The 15,777-nt window shown below is 46.1% G+C and carries 16 protein-coding genes; 6 read left to right on the top strand and 10 right to left on the bottom strand.

What is annotated here, in order from left to right; all coding sequences use genetic code 11:
• Window positions 1-231 (top strand): FAD-dependent oxidoreductase (locus P8O70_13885; protein MDG2197948.1); only part of this gene is annotated, 231 nt, incomplete at its 5' end.
• An 11-nt stretch (window positions 232-242) separates the two neighbouring features.
• The gene (locus tag P8O70_13880; protein MDG2197947.1) at window positions 243-1,196 is read left to right on the top strand and encodes a sugar-binding transcriptional regulator; all 954 of its coding nucleotides are present in this window, start codon (window positions 243-245) and stop codon (window positions 1,194-1,196) included.
• 252 nt (window positions 1,197-1,448) lie between these two features.
• On the opposite strand, the gene P8O70_13875 is transcribed toward P8O70_13880, so the two are convergent.
• The 6 genes from P8O70_13875 to P8O70_13850 form a co-directional block, all read right to left on the bottom strand.
• Complete coding sequence (locus P8O70_13875) at window positions 1,449-1,730, bottom strand: DUF2160 domain-containing protein (protein MDG2197946.1); 282 nt, start codon at window positions 1,728-1,730, stop codon at window positions 1,449-1,451.
• Between the two features lie 2 nt (window positions 1,731-1,732).
• On the bottom strand, window positions 1,733-2,533 hold the full coding sequence (locus P8O70_13870; GenBank protein MDG2197945.1) for a carbohydrate ABC transporter permease: 801 nt from the start codon (window positions 2,531-2,533) through the stop codon (window positions 1,733-1,735).
• A complete protein-coding gene (locus tag P8O70_13865; protein MDG2197944.1) occupies window positions 2,533-3,399 on the bottom strand; it encodes a sugar ABC transporter permease in 867 nt (288 codons plus the stop codon). The genes P8O70_13870 and P8O70_13865 overlap by 1 nt, the downstream gene beginning before the upstream one ends.
• Window positions 3,396-4,478 (bottom strand): ABC transporter ATP-binding protein, encoded by a 1,083-nt coding sequence (locus P8O70_13860; protein ID MDG2197943.1) that lies wholly within the window; start codon window positions 4,476-4,478, stop codon window positions 3,396-3,398. Before P8O70_13860 ends, P8O70_13865 begins: the two co-directional genes overlap by 4 nt.
• A gap of 1 nt (window position 4,479) precedes the next feature.
• Window positions 4,480-5,550, bottom strand: a complete 1,071-nt coding sequence (locus P8O70_13855; GenBank protein ID MDG2197942.1) for an ABC transporter ATP-binding protein — start codon at window positions 5,548-5,550, stop codon at window positions 4,480-4,482.
• A 92-nt stretch (window positions 5,551-5,642) separates the two neighbouring features.
• Window positions 5,643-7,382, bottom strand: a complete 1,740-nt coding sequence (locus tag P8O70_13850) for an ABC transporter substrate-binding protein (protein ID MDG2197941.1) — start codon at window positions 7,380-7,382, stop codon at window positions 5,643-5,645.
• 147 nt (window positions 7,383-7,529) lie between these two features.
• Between P8O70_13850 and P8O70_13845 the strand changes: the two genes are divergently transcribed.
• Both P8O70_13845 and P8O70_13840 read left to right on the top strand, forming a co-directional pair.
• Window positions 7,530-7,781, top strand: a complete 252-nt coding sequence (locus P8O70_13845) for a hypothetical protein (protein MDG2197940.1) — start codon at window positions 7,530-7,532, stop codon at window positions 7,779-7,781.
• A 167-nt stretch (window positions 7,782-7,948) separates the two neighbouring features.
• The gene (locus tag P8O70_13840) at window positions 7,949-8,134 is read left to right on the top strand and encodes a hypothetical protein (protein MDG2197939.1); all 186 of its coding nucleotides are present in this window, start codon (window positions 7,949-7,951) and stop codon (window positions 8,132-8,134) included.
• An 89-nt stretch (window positions 8,135-8,223) separates the two neighbouring features.
• Here P8O70_13840 and P8O70_13835 read toward each other — a convergent pair whose 3' ends face one another.
• From P8O70_13835 to ilvB, 4 genes are all read right to left on the bottom strand, one after another.
• Complete coding sequence (locus P8O70_13835; GenBank protein ID MDG2197938.1) at window positions 8,224-9,948, bottom strand: aminotransferase class I/II-fold pyridoxal phosphate-dependent enzyme; 1,725 nt, start codon at window positions 9,946-9,948, stop codon at window positions 8,224-8,226.
• Window positions 9,949-10,147: 199 nt separating this feature from the next.
• Complete coding sequence (locus P8O70_13830) at window positions 10,148-11,068, bottom strand: LD-carboxypeptidase (GenBank protein ID MDG2197937.1); 921 nt, start codon at window positions 11,066-11,068, stop codon at window positions 10,148-10,150.
• Window position 11,069: 1 nt separating this feature from the next.
• The gene (gene ilvN / locus P8O70_13825; GenBank protein MDG2197936.1) at window positions 11,070-11,558 is read right to left on the bottom strand and encodes an acetolactate synthase small subunit; all 489 of its coding nucleotides are present in this window, start codon (window positions 11,556-11,558) and stop codon (window positions 11,070-11,072) included.
• Window positions 11,559-11,648: 90 nt separating this feature from the next.
• A complete protein-coding gene (ilvB, locus tag P8O70_13820; GenBank protein ID MDG2197935.1) occupies window positions 11,649-13,355 on the bottom strand; it encodes a biosynthetic-type acetolactate synthase large subunit in 1,707 nt (568 codons plus the stop codon).
• Between the two features lie 372 nt (window positions 13,356-13,727).
• Between ilvB and P8O70_13815 the strand changes: the two genes are divergently transcribed.
• Together P8O70_13815 and argH are read left to right on the top strand one after the other, a co-directional pair.
• Window positions 13,728-14,144, top strand: coding sequence for a transcriptional repressor (locus tag P8O70_13815; protein ID MDG2197934.1), 417 nt, complete (start codon window positions 13,728-13,730; stop codon window positions 14,142-14,144).
• A gap of 157 nt (window positions 14,145-14,301) precedes the next feature.
• Window positions 14,302-15,777: argininosuccinate lyase (argH, locus tag P8O70_13810; protein MDG2197933.1), on the top strand; the 1,476-nt coding region annotated here is incomplete at its 3' end.

Raw genomic sequence — 15,777 nt, 5'->3', positions numbered from 1 at the left:
GAGTGCTTAAAGGTCGAAGCAGTCCACGCCAGAGATCATGAAATGGTTGTTCACTTGGAAGATTTTCTCAGAAGACGAACAAAGATCTCCATGATGATTTCCCAGAAGAATCTTGAGGAAAATCCTGCCACCAAAGAAGCCTGTCGGATTCTTTTCGGTGATCATTCTCACGATCGTTGGACAAGCTTTATTGAATCTGCTCAGGTTCAAAAAGATGTTGTGCTGAACTAACCTCCAAAAATGTGAAAAAGCTAAATACTGCCCAACGGGACCAGCAACTCTATGCGTCCAGGATTGCCTGGTACTATTACAAGGCTGGTTGGACGCAAAATGAGATTGCTAAAAAGCTTGGACTAAATCGTGCCCGTGTGATCAGTGTGCTGAATGAAGCCAGATTGTCAGGTCAGGTTACCATTCATGTTCACGGTGCTGACGCTCGCTTGAGCGATTTGGAAGATCAACTTTGTGAAAAGTGGCATCTCAAAGAAGCTCTCCTTGTTCCAGAGATTTCTCCTGAATATATTAACGAGAACATTGGTCTAGCAGCGGCTCAGTATATGGAACGCTTTCTTGGCCACGAGAAGCAACTGATTGGGCTTGGCTGGGGCTCTACGATCTCCTGGATGACAAGAAATACTACCCATTCTACTCGGTCAGAGACATCGTTCATTACTCTGTGTGGAGGTGTAACGACCTACCTGAGTACTCGTATTGCGGAAAGGTCTGTCGGCTCACTCCTTTCTGGATTTCGCTATCCTTTCTACATCATACCGACTCCACTTGTTGTCAATTCAAGGGAAATCAAGGACCTCCTCTTGGAAGAACCTGAAGTACAACGAGTGTTACAAATGGCGCTTACCGCTGATTTAAGCTTTGTTGGGATTGGTGCCCTTGAACCGAGCAACAGCTTCTCTCAATTCGGATATCGAAGTAAAGAAGATCTGGAATTATTGACGAGATTAGGGGCAGCCGGTGAAATACATGGAGAATATTTCGACGTAGAAGGGCAGTCACTGCAACTTGAACAGCACGATCGACTGATTGCTACTCGGCTGTCAGATTTGCGGAAGATGAAACAGGTCGTGGGTATCGCTGGAGGAGAGCGAAAACTGGAAGCACTACGTGGAACCCTGAGAGGAAACTTGATATCTACTCTGATCACTGACGAACGCACAGCTCAAGCACTGCTGCAATAATTTCTTACCGCTTCAAAAATTCATCGCAGACTGATAAAAAGATCCTCCCTCTGTCGCTTTACCATCCATCTTCTTGCCGTAATCTTGCAAACTAACACCTGTTACAAAACACTTAGAGAAAAAACTAAAATCGAATTAATTGGATATTTTCCAGAGATTTTTTTTTTGATCAGTTTACTGTGAAGTGTCAGATTAAAGGCGGCACCAAAAGTTATTTGAAACTAGTGTGGAAAGAAGAGTTGATTTGAATCGTCAAACTTTGCGGAATACGAGTATGGCGTAGAAGACAGCAACGATTGAGGCACCCCATAATGGAAAATCTGTGAGACCCAGCCAAAAGATGTGAATAAATCCACTACCTAAAAGAGAAATAAAGAGGCGGTCACCTCGAGTAGTATGCAACCCCAAAACCCCATAGCGTGGGCCGCCTCCAGGTGATTTGTATTCCCAGATTGCCATGCAAGTCAATGCCACCACAATCATGATAAAGAACAGTGCGGTCTGCCAGGTCCAAGCCATCCACGAAAGAAACATCTTTATACCCTCCCCAAAGCAAAGCCCTTGGCTATATAATTCCGCACAAAATAAATCACAAAAGCGCCAGGGACGATCGTAAGGGTCCCAGCTGCAGACAACAGACCTAGTTCATATCCTGCTGTACTCACTGTGCGGGTCATTGTTGCAGCAATCGGTTTAGCATCCACGGCTGTCAATGTCTTAGCCAAGAGCAGTTCCACCCATGAGAACATGAAGCAAAAGAAGGCGGCTACCCCAATTCCGGCTGCAATCGCTGGAATGAAAATTTTAAAGAAAAATTGTGGAAACGAGTAGCCATCAATGTATGCCGTTTCATCTAATTCTTTTGGCACTCCAGACATAAATCCTTCAAGAATCCAGACCGCCAGAGGAATATTGAAAAGACAGTGCGACAAGGCAACTGCGATGTGTGTATCGAACAAGCCAATTGCGGAATACAACTGAAAAAATGGTAACGCGAAGACTGCCGGTGGAGCCATCCGATTTGTGAGCAACCAAAAAAACAAATGCTTATCTCCAAGAAATCGGTATCTGGAGAAGGCATAGGCTGCTGGCAGGGCAACGAGCAATGAGATGATAGTGTTGATAGTTACATAGGTCAAAGAATTGACGTAGCCCATGAACCATGTGGGATCTGTGAAAATCGTAACGTAATTTTCGACCGTAAAATTATTCGGCCAGAGAGTGAACGAGCCTAGGATTTCGTTGGTGGTCTTAAATGACATGTTGACGAGCCAATAGATCGGCAACATCAAAAACATGATGTAAACTGTGGGAACCAACCAGATCATTTTCTTCATCAGTTGGTCTCGTTACGCATCATAAGGGTGTACAAGACCCAACACAGCAGTAGGACCACAAGGAAATAAATGATTGACATTGCTGCGGCCGGACCCAGATCAAACTGACCTAAAGCGACTTTCACAAGGTCAATTGAAAGGAAAGTAGTACTGTTCCCAGGACCCCCTCCAGTCAATACGAATGGCTCTGTATAGATCATGAAGCTATCCATCAGGCGCAAGAGCAGGGCGATGGTTAGGACCCGTTTCATCTTGGGTAGTTGGATGTAGCGAAACACCTGCCAGGAAGTGGCACCATCAATTTTGGAGGCTTGATAGTAGGGGTCTGGAATCGATCTCAAACCCGCATAACACAGTAGCACAACTAGGGAAGTCCAGTGCCAAACGTCCATCGCAACTACGGTTGCCCAGGCCCAAAAAGGGTTCTGTGTGAAGTTGTAGTCAAAACCAACACCATTGAGCATCTTACCCAGCAACCCAATATCAGGCAGAGCAAAGATATTCCACATAGCCCCTACCACGTTCCAGGGAATCAAAAGAGGTAGTGCCATCAAAACCAGACAAATTGTAACCCCAATGCCTTGACGTGGCATTGTCAGGGCAATCCCGACTCCGAGGGGAACCTCTATCAATAAAATCAGCAAAGTGAAGAGAAGTTGACGTCCCAATGCATCATGAAATCGTTCAGACCGCATCACGTCCTCAAACCACTTGATCCCCTCCCAAAAAAACAGATTATCTCCGAAGGTTTCCTGAACGGAGTAATTCACCACTGTCATCAACGGAATGATAGCATTGAAGGCTACCAGTGCCAAAACTGGCAAGACCATGAACCAAGCTTTTTGATTGATCGTCTTGTTGATCATGATTGACCTTTCACCTCGTGAATCCACCCATCACAATAGACATGAGTATGATTAGGGTCGAACTCCAGGTGTAATGCACCTGATGGAATTTCGACTTCTTCGCTGGCGTAAATATTCAGGTTTGTGCCACCAACTTCTGCTTTGATAATACGGTATCTACCAACATCATCGACTCGCTGAATTTGAGCCGGTATACCTTCAGATGCTAGCCGAATGAATTCTGGACGAATGCCAAGTTGGAGATTTGAAGTAGAAGCAGGATTTGGAAGATTTTTATTCAAAGGAATACTGTAACCCGCAAAGACCGCTCCACCATCATTCCACTCACAGGGTAGGAGGTTCATTCCTGGAGAACCGATAAAATGGCCCACAAAAGTATGTCTTGGTCTCGAAAAGAGTTCTTCTGGGGTTCCGATCTGGACTATCTGCCCCTCATACATCACAACCACCTCATCCGCAAAGGTCAGCGCCTCCGTCTGATCGTGGGTGACATAAATCATTGTGAATCCAACTTGCTGATGTAGCCGCATCAATTGAGACCTTAACTCCCACTTCAGGTGAGGATCAATAACAGTCAGTGGCTCATCAAACATCATCACATTGACGTCAGAACGAACCAACCCTCTGCCTAAGGAAATCTTTTGCTTGTCTGCTGCGGTCAAGCCCGACGCACGATGCTTTAGCTGGTTTTGAATCGAGAGCATCATTGCTACTCGCTGCACACGTTCATCGAGTTCAGCTTCTGGTAGTTTTCTATTTCGCAGAGGAAATGCCAGATTGTCGTAAACCGACATCGTGTCGTAGACCACCGGGAATTGGAAAACTTGTGCAATGTTTCGCTGATCAGGGAGGAGTGAGGTTACATCCCTATCATCAAAGAGAATTTGACCCTCTGAAGGTTTGAGAAGCCCCGATATCAGATTCAATAATGTTGTTTTTCCACAACCGGAAGGACCCAGCAGAGCAAACGCTCCCCCATCTCGCCAGGTCAAATCAATCTTCCTGAGGGCATAATCTTCTTCAGACTGTGGATTTGATAAATAGCTATGTCGGAGTGATTTGAGTGTTATCGAAGACATTTCAAACCTGAGCCGGGACGAATTGTTCTTGGTCATCAAAGAGCAAACATTTTGAGGCCGAAACGTAAAGCTCTAATTTTTCACCAGGAGGGAAGTGCATCACTCCCTGAGTGTGCGCCACCCAATCATGCTCGGCCCACCGCAAATGGATAAAACTCTCTGAACCAGTGATTTCTGTAACTGTAACCTCACCGGACAATTCAAGAATGTCCTTTCCGTTGCACTGAATCTGGAGATGGTGAGGACGAAATCCAAGTGTATATTCTCCAACCGGCACATTTTGGAAAGGAGGTAACTGCAGTGATAAACCTTTTTCACCCTCAAAACCCTGTTCCGTACGTTTCAGTTTAAGAGTGTTCAGTGGAGGATCAGAAAACGCCTTTGCAGTAGCGAGGTCATGAGGTTTTCTAAAGACTTCGTGGGTTGGACCATATTGAGTAACACGTCCCTCACGCATCGTCGCGGTGTAACCGCCCATTAATAGAGCTTCATGAGGCTCTGTAGTCGCATAAACAACGGTCGCTCCAGTATCCGCAAAGAGTCGGGGCAATTCCTCACGGAGTTCTTCTCGGAGTTTGTAGTCGAGGTTGACCAGCGGTTCATCAAGCAACACCAAATCAGCACCTTTCACAAGCGCTCTTGCTAATGCAGTTCTCTGTTGCTGCCCCCCTGACAATTCACTTGGTTTGCGCTGCATGTATGGGGTCAACTTGAGCAACTCTGCAACCTTTTCCACGCGAGGTCGCAATTGACTTTCATAGAGTTTCTGGATTCGCAAAGGAGAAGCGATGTTCTCAAAAACAGACATATTGGGAAAATTGATGAACTGCTGGTAAACCATCGCCAAATTTCGGCGTTGCACAGGTATTCCAGTTACATTCTGACCTTTGAACCAAACTGATCCCGTGCTGGGTTGGTCGAGACCAGCCATCAAACGCATCAATGATGTTTTGCCCGACAAGGTAGGACCTAGCAAAACATTGAATACGCCAGGATTGAGGCTTAAATCGGTGTGTGAAATGTGCACTTCATTGTACACTTGCTTACTTAGTTCACGGAATTCAAGAGACATCTGGAATAGTCGCTGAAGGCAGGATCAGGATCCTGCCCGGCAGATCCTCGGAGGGAAGCTCCCCGAGAAAAGGATGGTCTGGAAAGAACTGATTAGTTCTGGCTCCAGCGTTTAATCAATGAATCGTAACTAACAGTTACACCCTTAGGCTTTTCGTTGGCTAATTTGGCCTTCGGCGAGCCTGGTTGACTCAGCCAGTAGGAAGGATCACGCTCTTCATTCAGTCGGGGACCGCAACCACCGTAAACGTTGGCAGCTTCGTCAGCCTTCTGCATACGTGACATGACTTGGTCCATCTCACCAGCTAGCCTGTTCATCGCCTCCTGTGGAGTAAACGCACCAGAGTTGACATCACCAATTTGTTGCCACCAGATCTGGGCTAGCTTTGGATAGTCTGGAACGTTGATTCCAGTTGGTGACCACGCAACTCGATCTGGAGATCGATAAAACTCTACAAGTCCACCTAGCTTTGCTGCTCTTCCCGTAAAGTGTTGATGGCGTACTGTGCTGTCACGGATGAACGTCAAACCAACGTCACTCTTCTTGACATCAACTGTTTTGGAGGTGACGAACTGCGCATATAACCAAGCAGCCTTGGCACGGTCAACTGGTGTAGACTTCAGAATGGTCCAGGAACCTACGTCCTGATAGCCAACTTTCTGGCCTTCTTCCCAGTAGGGACCGTGTGGGCTTGGTGCCATTCTCCATAGTGGTGTACCACTTTCGTCAACCGTATTGTTTCCATCAGCACGTGATTTCACCATGTCGGCTGTGAAAGCTGTGTACCAGAAAATTTGCTGGGCCACGTTACCCTGAGACAGTGCAGGTAGTGACTGATAGAAATCATATGAGGCAGCTCCAGGTGGTGCATATGCTCTCAGCCACTCATCCCATTTGCGAATTGCATAAACTGCGGCTGGACCATTTGCGGCACCACCGCGACTTACAGAGGCACCAACGGGGTTACAGCTGCCAGCTTCCATACGAATACCCCATTCATCAACAGGTATTCCGTTTGGCTCACCTTTAGAACCCGCTCCAGCCATGGACAACCACGCATCTGTCATTCTCCAGCCCAAGTCTGGTGCACGCTTGCCGTAGTCCATGTGTCCGTAAATCTTCACACCATCAATGTTCTTCACGTCATTTGAAAAGAACTCTGCGATATCTTCATAAGCAGACCAGTTGACTGGAACGCCAAGATCATAGCCATACTTCTGTTTGAAGGCCGCTTGAAGATCTGGTCGATCAAACCAATCCTTACGGAACCAGTAAAGGTTTGCGAACTGCTGATCAGGCAACTGATACAAGTCGCCATCTGGACCCGTAGTAAACTGTACACCCATGAAATCATTGAGATCTAGGGTAGGTGACGTTACATTCTTACCTTCTCCAGCCATGAAGTCGGTCAAGTTGTAAGCAAGTTGCAATCGGGAGTGTGTTCCAATCAAATCGCTGTCATTCACATACGCATCGTAAAGATTTCGCTTGGTTTGCATCTGGGTCTGAACAGCTTGAACAACTTCCCCTTCTCCCAGTAGCTGGTGGTTCACTTTGATGCCAGTGATTTCTTCAAATGCTTTTGTCAGGACTTTGGACTCATAGGAGTGAGTCGGAATTGTTTCGGACAGAACATTGATCTCCATACCTTTGAAAGGCTCGGCTGCTTTGATGAACCACTCCATTTCGGCCATCTGCTCAGCTTTGGAAAAAGCAGAAGGCTGGAATTCACTGTTGATCCAACTCTCAGCCTCTGGCTTTCCAGCCATCGCAGTAAAGGCACTCATCGTCAGCGCTAACGCTGCGCTCATGAAGAGTTTACTAAATTTCATTATCTTCCTCTTTTTTGGGGGGTACGAATTCAAAAATGTCAAAAAGATTGAGTTTAGCAAAATACTAAACTCCTTGTATGACACGGGGCCTTAAGATGCAATTCAATCTGACTTTTGTCAATTTTTTTTTCTATTGAGCAAATCAACATGAATTTTGTTCGCTTAGAAATCTTTTGGAAAGAGAATGAACGGGACATGAAGGCAGGCGCAAACAAATTAGTCAGCCAAGGATTTCATTGGCCAACTACTTTTGAAATCGGAACAACTAGCGGTGAATACTTTGCTGCAGAAAAGATTTACTTTCTGGCGAAAGCCATTCTTGTTGATTTTCAATTAGTAGGTTCCATTCCTCCATCAAAAAAGAAGGAGAAGGTTCGTTACTGCAGGCTTGACGCATAAACCTGCAAAATTCCTTGAAGTGCAGTGCATCTCGCATAATGATGGTCTCGTCTAAAGTTAATATGAATGAGTCACATCCTGTGCTTACGTTCAGACTGCCATTCCATTGACTGACCTCTTTGTCAGGTAAAGCTGCATTTTATGTTCCACTGTTTGGAAAAAATCGTATGACTGAAAAGCGAATGACGAAGTTGAACCCACTCCTCAAGCTCCCAAATCCATTGGATCTAGAAGATGATATCTTCATTCTGGAAGATCAGGAAAATTTCCCGAGGGAGCAACAATTGGAGCAATTGAGAAAGGATTCGAAGCGAACACTTCGGCTTGTCAAACGCTGGTTAAGGGAAGGCTAAATGTATGCAGGACCTAACTGGCAATTCTGGCTTTTGGTTCTTTTTACTGAGCAAACCGCTCTTTTTTTGGTTCGCTCAGTAAATTTCTACTAAGCTCGAAATCCTCGCTCCAAAGCCGCAAATACCTGATCCAAATTTTTTTCAGAGCCTACTGCAAGTCGTACCATGTATCTTGAAATTCTCAGTTCCTCCAGTTCTCGCTCACTAGCCTGATAATGGGCTAGCATCGCATAAGGGCAAAGCATCGAAGTGTTTGAGCCAAGACCAGGAGCTTTGTGAAGAGGCCGGAGGTCAGCATCATAGAAGCGGCGTATTCCATCAAGATTATCATTCTGCAAAACAAAGCTGATGAGGCTGCCGGCTCCCTTCAGCAACTTTTTTGCCAATTGATGACTGAAATGGGATGGTAACTGGTTGAAACTCACAGACCGAACTTTTGAATGAGATTCCAGGAATTTCGCAACCTGAACCCCATTAGAATTGAAGCGCTCCATCCGTTCAGGAAAATCCTCTAAACAGTCAGCCAAGGCAAGAACCTCCCAGGGTGACATGAAGTTCTGCCATTCGGACTGAAAGGCTTTCAATTGTTCAGACCAATATCCCTGACGAGTCAGCAGAGCCCCTCCCCCGTGCTGGTTGTTTCCGCATAGGTATTTCGCCGTGCTATGGATTACCATGTCTGCTCCCCATGCGAGCGGTTGAGCGTTAGTAGGTCCCGCTAGCGTGTTATCAACAATTACAGGGATCCCATATTTTTTTGCAATCTCCTGAATTCTTGGAATGTCGGGTAATTCTCCGAGCGGATTCGTGATGCTTTCCGTGACAATCCCAGCAACAGATTCGTCCTTGAGAACATTTTCTAGTTGCTCTAACTCATCAGTATTGAGGAAAATCGGCTCACCGTTACCCCCCCTCCACTTATCAAACATTAACAAGGAGTAGGTATCCGTATAGAGTAACCCTATGGCTACAAAGCGTTTGGGATGTTTGCTCTGGCATCGCCTTCTTACCAACTCCATTGCAGTCACAACTGCATTCATTCCTGAAGGGAATAGAAAACATTCGTCTGCCTCCTCCCACTCAATCAGTTGAGCACAGATTTTTTCGTTAGCTTTTAAGGTAGAAGAAGCAGGAACCACTTCATCATTTTTCCAAGCAGCTATGTTTCTGACTGAAAGCAAAGCTCCTCTTCGCTTTCGCAATTGGAAGAGTCCTTCCATCAAATCATAGTGCTGCCCTAAGACAACCCCACCTGGTGTTTCAATTTTTTCCGTACTACCAACCCAAAACTCATTTTCTTGTTGGATTGGCAATGGCGCAAAAGACTTAGTTGAATACCAGATTATCTGGTCATGCTCAGCATGCTGATCTTCATCTAGCCATTCGTTTCTTTGATCAGTACCCGAATCAGGAATAATCCAGAGTCGTGGTTCCATCAAATCAGATCCAACAGATTTCCACTCTCTCAGCCAAGAAGGTAGAGGTTCTGGTAATTTCCAAGCAATGCTTAGATTCGGCTGTTTCATTAGTAGGAAATCGATCAACTCGCGCAAAGCACTTTGCACAGAAACAAAAGCCAGCGCTCGTGCAACCTTGTGTTTCTGTTGGAGGGATTGCTGCCAATCATACAAGGCAGGGCGGTCCACCATTCGGTAGTAACCCCAACTTAGGCGACAGCGATTTTCTTCATAGTCTATGACTGTCTGCAAGTCTGGCATTTCCGCAGTGGTGCCATAGTCTTGACCACCAACTGGCTCTAAAAAGCGCACAGGTCTAGGGTCTTGCTTAGCAGAGGCAGAAGAATCCGTTGTCATGTTAGGAATAATCTAGAGGATCAGCGCAGTTGACTGCGCAACTCATCAAGGAATTGACGATGTGATGCTCGCATTTTGAAAACCAGACGGATTTGTCTGATTGTCAATAACAAAAACAAGAGGCTTAGGCATCCCATCAGGGAAATGGAAAGCAGAGGAGGAAAGCTCAACAGCCAGTCGCTCAATGCTTGAAAATGGCTCATGTAGCTAAAGGTTCGTTGTTTTTAAAATGAATGGCATTTTGCTGAGCATCCAACTCAGCCCATTGTCCTAACAAAAGCGGATGATTGATCTCTCCATGCCCATGAGGCAAACCAATCACCATTGGAAGATTCAAATCGCCGAGAACGTCTAGCAAAACATCCTTAACTTGCTCCGGAGTACCACATTCTACGAATTCACCAAAAACAAAAGCCCTGACTTTTTCAATTTGACTACTTTGTCGCATTTGGGTCAGCATTCGATCCAAACGATAAGGTGCTTCGTAAACTTCCTCAAGAAAAAGGATTGAATCCGCTAAGTCTACTTGGGCCTCAGTTCCTAAGGCAGAAAGGATTACAGAGAGGCAACCTCCACTGAGCCTACCTTTCGCAGATTCCCGATTTTGCAAGAATTGGACAGGAGTGGAGGGAGATTCTGATTTGAAAAGGACGCCCCTCAGGGCTTCACGGTTCTTATCTGCCTGGGGACCTCCAACAAACTGTGGGGAGGCCAGTGTAGGCCCATGACAAACAAGCCAATCAGTATGACGTTGGAGGTAATGAAGTAGTAGGGAACAGTCGCTGAATCCGACTATCCATTTTGGTTGTTGGTGCCAGGAATCCGGCTGAAGCAACGGCAGTAATCGAGCGACTCCATAGCCTCCTCTTATGCAGAAGACTGCTCGAATTTTCTCATCTTCCAGTTGTTGCTGGAATTCTGCAGCTCGATCTTGATCAGTGCCTGCCAGATGCAAGTGAGAGCGGGTCAGTTCGGGAGTATAGGTTACTTGAAGACCCCAATCCTTTTCTAGGATTCTAAAGGCTCGCTCTGCTAAGCGCTGTTGTTCCGCCCTCAATTGAGAAGACGGCGCCACAACCGCCACGGCGTCTCCTGGCTGAAGTGGAAGTGGGCGTATCATCCTATGTTTTGTGAGTACCGCGCGCCATCACCAGTTTTCCAGAGCGGACCATTTCCTTGAGCCCAATGGTGTTGAAGAGTTTTTCCATAGCATCGATTTTCGAGGAAGATCCCGTGGACTCCACAATTAAAGATTGGTCCGTGATATCCACAATCTTGGCTCTAAATACATCAACAATCTGTAAGACCTCCGATCGCTTCTCCGGACCAACCAACAATTTGAAGATGGCGAATTCGCGTTCAACAGATTGAATGGGATCGTGATGACTAGCGTGAACAACATCAACCAGCTTATTTAATTGCCGTAGAATCTGATCCAGGGTTTCAGGATCACCCTGAACAACCACTGTAATTCGAGAAAACTGATGATCTACTGCTGGTGAAACCACCAAAGAGTCGATGTTATAGCCTCTTCTCGCAAAAGTTTGTGAGAGGCGCATCAAAACACCCGGTTTGTTATTGACGTAAATACTAATCGTAAATTCTTCCATGGATCTTCTTCAGGGAGAGGCTGCGTTTAATCTAAAATTTTTGATCTCTAATATGTCATCAGTACTAGTAACGCGAATTCTGAATGCCTCTCAGGTACTTCCTACAGGCTTCTCAAGTTTGCGGTCCTTCGGCTTCTCAATGAGCATGTCTTTCACGGCTGCTCCTGCTGGGATCATCGGGAAGACATTGTCTTCTTTTACAACCTCAGCGTGGATAATGCAGGGCCCATCATTGTAGGCGAGTGCTTTTTTCAATACCTTGGTGACATCCCCAGCACGACGAATCCTAAATCCTTTCACACAATAGGCTTCACCGAGTTTAACAAAATCAGGATTTCCCTCCAGCTCACACCCACTCAGCCGTTGGTCAAAGAAAAGCTCTTGCCACTGGCGAATCATTCCCAGATAGCGATTGTCAATGATCAAAATTTTGATCGGTACTCTCTGGAGCGCTGCTGTAGAGAGTTCCGCCAACGTCATTTGGAAGCCACCATCTCCAACAACAGCTACTACCAAATCGTTGGGACACCCCAATTGGGCGCCGATCGCAGCTGGGAATCCGTAGCCCATTGTCCCAGCTCCTCCGCTGGAGAGCCATTGACGTTCACGTGAGCTTTTGCAGAACTGGGCCGCCCACATCTGGTGCTGACCAACATCAGTGCTGATGATGCCTCTGGATTCAGAGAGCCGATCCAACTCATCCAGTACATGCTGTGCTCGTAATCCCCCACGCTTTGGGTACTTAAGCGGGTACTTCTTTTTCCATGAAGCAACCGATTTCAGCCATGGGCCTGAATCTAATTTGTGAACATGTGGAATCAACTCCTGCAATACCAAGCGTGCATCGCCGTTGATGGACACATCGGGCTGAATAATTTTACCGAATTCAGCAGGATCAATATCAATATGAATTTTGCTCGCAGTTGGGCAGAATTCACTGACTTTCCCAGTAATACGATCATCCCAGCGGGCTCCGATGGCCATGATCATGTCACAGCCAACAACCGCCTTGTTTGCGTAAGCGGTTCCATGCATACCAAGCATACCAACAGACAATTCATGGGTTTCGGGGAAGGCCCCTTTGCCCAATAAAGTTGTCGTTACAGGTGCTTGAAGCTTTTCCGCCAATTCCAGAACTTCTTTAGCTGCACCAGCCCCAACAGCGCCAGCCCCCACGTACAGAAGTGGGCACCTGGATTCCATGATAATATCTGCAGCCCGAACGATATCGTCTGCGTTGCCTTTCATCGGGACTTCGTATCCAGGCAGATCAGTATTTTCTGGGAAATTCGACGTGCATTCTGCTGAGACAACATCTTTTGGTAAATCAATCAGTACGGGACCGGGTCGACCAGTAGTTGCCAGGTGGAAAGCCTCCTTCATGACTTTTGGAAGGTCATTAACATCCTTCACAAGATAACTGTGCTTCACAACGGGCATTGTCACACCAAAGATGTCAGCTTCCTGAAAAGCATCCTTGCCCAAGTTGGGTGTAATCGTCTGACCGGTCAACACGATAAGCGGAATGGAGTCCATCTGTGACGTCAATAATCCGGTCACGGTGTTGGTCGCCCCAGGGCCTGAGGTGACGAGCACGACCCCTGGCTTCCCGGTAGCGCGCGCATATCCATCAGCCATGTGGGTCCCACCTTGTTCGTGGCGTACCAAGACCAGTTCCAGCTCAGGAGCATCCAGCAGAGCGTCAAAAATTGGCATACATGCACCACCTGGATAGCCAAATATGTATTTGACACCTTCTCGCTTTAGAGCCTCTACAACAACTTGGGCACCATTCATTCCGAACTCCTTTGATTTAATAATTGCAGATTAGGTTTTAAAATTAGTGAATTCCTTGTTAGACCACAAGCCAAAAGCCTACATTTATAAATTTTTTCGGCTTGTAGAACCCCTGAATTAATTACATGACATGATTCAAAGAATTTTTCTCACTTCAGCTAATTTTTTCATTAAGACACTGCCAACTTTTTCTATTATTTACTAAATATATATTTTTTGAATATACAGTTTTTTATGAGTTTTTTTTATAATCAACAGATCAAATACACCCAACTTATTTATCTTCAGAGATCTTTTCACCCTCTTTAGACCGTGATAACCTTTGATTCTATAAAATTTAAAGTTACTGAACATCCACCTAACCAATTGCAAATGGAATTGACTCCCGCTGAAAAACTACTCAAAGAAGTCAATCTCAGCCTAACTCGCCAAAGAGTGGCCATCCTTGAACTCTTCTTGAAAGAAGAACACCCAATGACACCTCATGAGGTGCGGGAAACACTCGAGGATCAGGAACACGTGGACCAGGTGACCATTTATCGTGTGCTGGAAGCACTTGTCAGAACACGACTACTGACTCAGGTTCCCTCCACAGATCGGAACAGCTACTACTGCCTAGCAGAACGGTTACAGGGCCTTCACGCCCATCTGTACTGTAACTTATGTCGTCGAATGCTTTGCGTAGAATCACCTCTTGCGGCCCTAACAGAACGTGGTGAAGAACTACATGTTGTGCTAAGTGGGACCTGTACTCAATGTGATAAAGAGGTTCCTGATACTAACATCTGAATTCACAGTAAATTTAAGATTCAACAAAACCAGTTGACCTCTCCTCAGTTGTTTTAGACATCCATTCAACTTGAGCATTGAATCCCAGAACGGCACTTTCCTCTAATTTTAAGACTCTCTACATTCCCCTTGAAAAGCTCTCTCATTCGGAATCTTCATGAAAACTGACCAGAACCAGGTGTGGGGTAGCCACCTACAGAGCAGCCCAGCTGAAGAAAATGTGCTGTTTTGTGCTGGACGTGATGTTCAGCCGCTGCCAATGGCAGACATGGCTTTGCTACCTTACGATCTATGGACCAATCGTGCCCATGCGATCATGTGGTATGAAGAAGGAGTATTGCCCAAAGACGTTCTAACAAAGATTCTCAGAGGGCTTAGTCAACTGGAGGAGAATTTTCTCAAGGGAGATTTTGAGTTAGATCAGAAACTAGAGGATGTACATATGAACGTGGAAACATTCGTAACCAAACAGCAAGGAGCAGAGATTGGCGGGTGGATGCATGTCGGAAGAAGTCGTAATGATCAGGCAGCATGTGACACGAGACTTTTTCTCCGCGGTGCACTCCTGAGGCAGGCTAAAAACCTAGAAAAGTTGATCCAAAAACTTTTGAGTCAGGCTGCAGAGCATATCGAAACAGTTATGCCGGGGCTAACACATTACCAACCTGGTATGCTGACTTCATGGGGGCACTGGCTCTGTTCCCATGCACAAGCGCTGTTGCGAGATCTGGAACGAGTCAAATTTCTACTCGTACCAATCAATCGAAATCCATTGGGGGCGGCTGCTTCCTTTGGGACCTCCTGGTGTCCAAATCGGAAACGTACCACTGAATTGATGGCCTTCTCTGAGCCAGAACTCAACACACTCGATTGTATCAGTGCTCGTGGTGAATTGGAGAGTCAGGTTGCCCAAGGTTACTCGGCGCTGATGAATCATCTCAGTCTCCTTGCCCAAGACCTGATCTTCCTGAGTCATCCTTATGTAGGAATGTTAGGTTTGCCCGACGCATTCGTAACAGGCTCTTCCATCATGCCACAGAAAAAAAATCCTGATTTTGCAGAGGTAATCAAGGGGAAGACAGCGCTTGCTCACGGACTCCTTCAATCGTTGTTAGGAGTCCCCAAAGGGATGGTCAGCGGTTACAATCGAGATAGCCAGGTTTGTAAGTATCTCGTGATGGACGTGATCCGAGAATGTGAGCCGGCACCCAACATTCTCTCTGGAGTGATATCTGATTTGGAAGTTCGTAAAGAGGTAATGCGGAACCGCTGCAACGAGGGATTCATGAACGCAGTCGATCTAGCTGACTCTCTCTCGAGGAATCATGGAATCCCATTCCGAAAGTGCTACCATCTGTTAGCCAAGGCTGTCCGACTTTCTTCACCAAGTGAATCCATCACAAAAGAAGCACTTCAGACTGCTCTGGATGATGAGAACTTGAGGATTACTTTCTCTGATGAAGATTTTGCTGCATTACAAAGCCCACTGGCGGTATTAACACAGCGGGATCATCTCGGAAGCCCTGCCCCAGAAAGAGTGCGTGAGCAGATAGAATATATGCAATCCAGATTAGTAGAAGATTTGGAGGCCATCAGGCAATTGTTGACTAATTGCGAAGAAGCTCAAACCATC

Source organism: SAR324 cluster bacterium, from assembly GCA_029245725.1.
Lineage (GTDB): Bacteria > SAR324 > SAR324 > SAR324 > NAC60-12 > JCVI-SCAAA005.
Note: the sequence above shows the minus strand (reverse complement) of the source record. Positions and strands in the feature narration are given on the sequence as shown.

Excerpts from the sequence above, each read along its gene's own strand:
- P8O70_13845 (MDG2197940.1), top strand. The coding sequence starts at position 7,530 with ATGAATTTTGTTCGCTTAGAAATCTTTTGGAAAGAGAATGAACGGGAC.
- P8O70_13875 (MDG2197946.1), bottom strand. The coding sequence starts at position 1,730 with ATGTTTCTTTCGTGGATGGCTTGGACCTGGCAGACCGCACTGTTCTTT.
- P8O70_13835 (MDG2197938.1), bottom strand. The coding sequence starts at position 9,948 with ATGACAACGGATTCTTCTGCCTCTGCTAAGCAAGACCCTAGACCTGTG.
- P8O70_13860 (MDG2197943.1), bottom strand. The coding sequence starts at position 4,478 with ATGTCTTCGATAACACTCAAATCACTCCGACATAGCTATTTATCAAAT.
- P8O70_13840 (MDG2197939.1), top strand. The coding sequence starts at position 7,949 with ATGACTGAAAAGCGAATGACGAAGTTGAACCCACTCCTCAAGCTCCCA.
- P8O70_13830 (MDG2197937.1), bottom strand. The coding sequence starts at position 11,068 with ATGATACGCCCACTTCCACTTCAGCCAGGAGACGCCGTGGCGGTTGTG.
- P8O70_13870 (MDG2197945.1), bottom strand. The coding sequence starts at position 2,533 with ATGAAGAAAATGATCTGGTTGGTTCCCACAGTTTACATCATGTTTTTG.
- P8O70_13855 (MDG2197942.1), bottom strand. The coding sequence starts at position 5,550 with ATGTCTCTTGAATTCCGTGAACTAAGTAAGCAAGTGTACAATGAAGTG.
- ilvN (MDG2197936.1), bottom strand. The coding sequence starts at position 11,558 with ATGGAAGAATTTACGATTAGTATTTACGTCAATAACAAACCGGGTGTT.
- ilvB (MDG2197935.1), bottom strand. The coding sequence starts at position 13,355 with ATGAATGGTGCCCAAGTTGTTGTAGAGGCTCTAAAGCGAGAAGGTGTC.
- P8O70_13865 (MDG2197944.1), bottom strand. The coding sequence starts at position 3,399 with ATGATCAACAAGACGATCAATCAAAAAGCTTGGTTCATGGTCTTGCCA.
- P8O70_13850 (MDG2197941.1), bottom strand. The coding sequence starts at position 7,382 with ATGAAATTTAGTAAACTCTTCATGAGCGCAGCGTTAGCGCTGACGATG.
- P8O70_13815 (MDG2197934.1), top strand. The coding sequence starts at position 13,728 with ATGGAATTGACTCCCGCTGAAAAACTACTCAAAGAAGTCAATCTCAGC.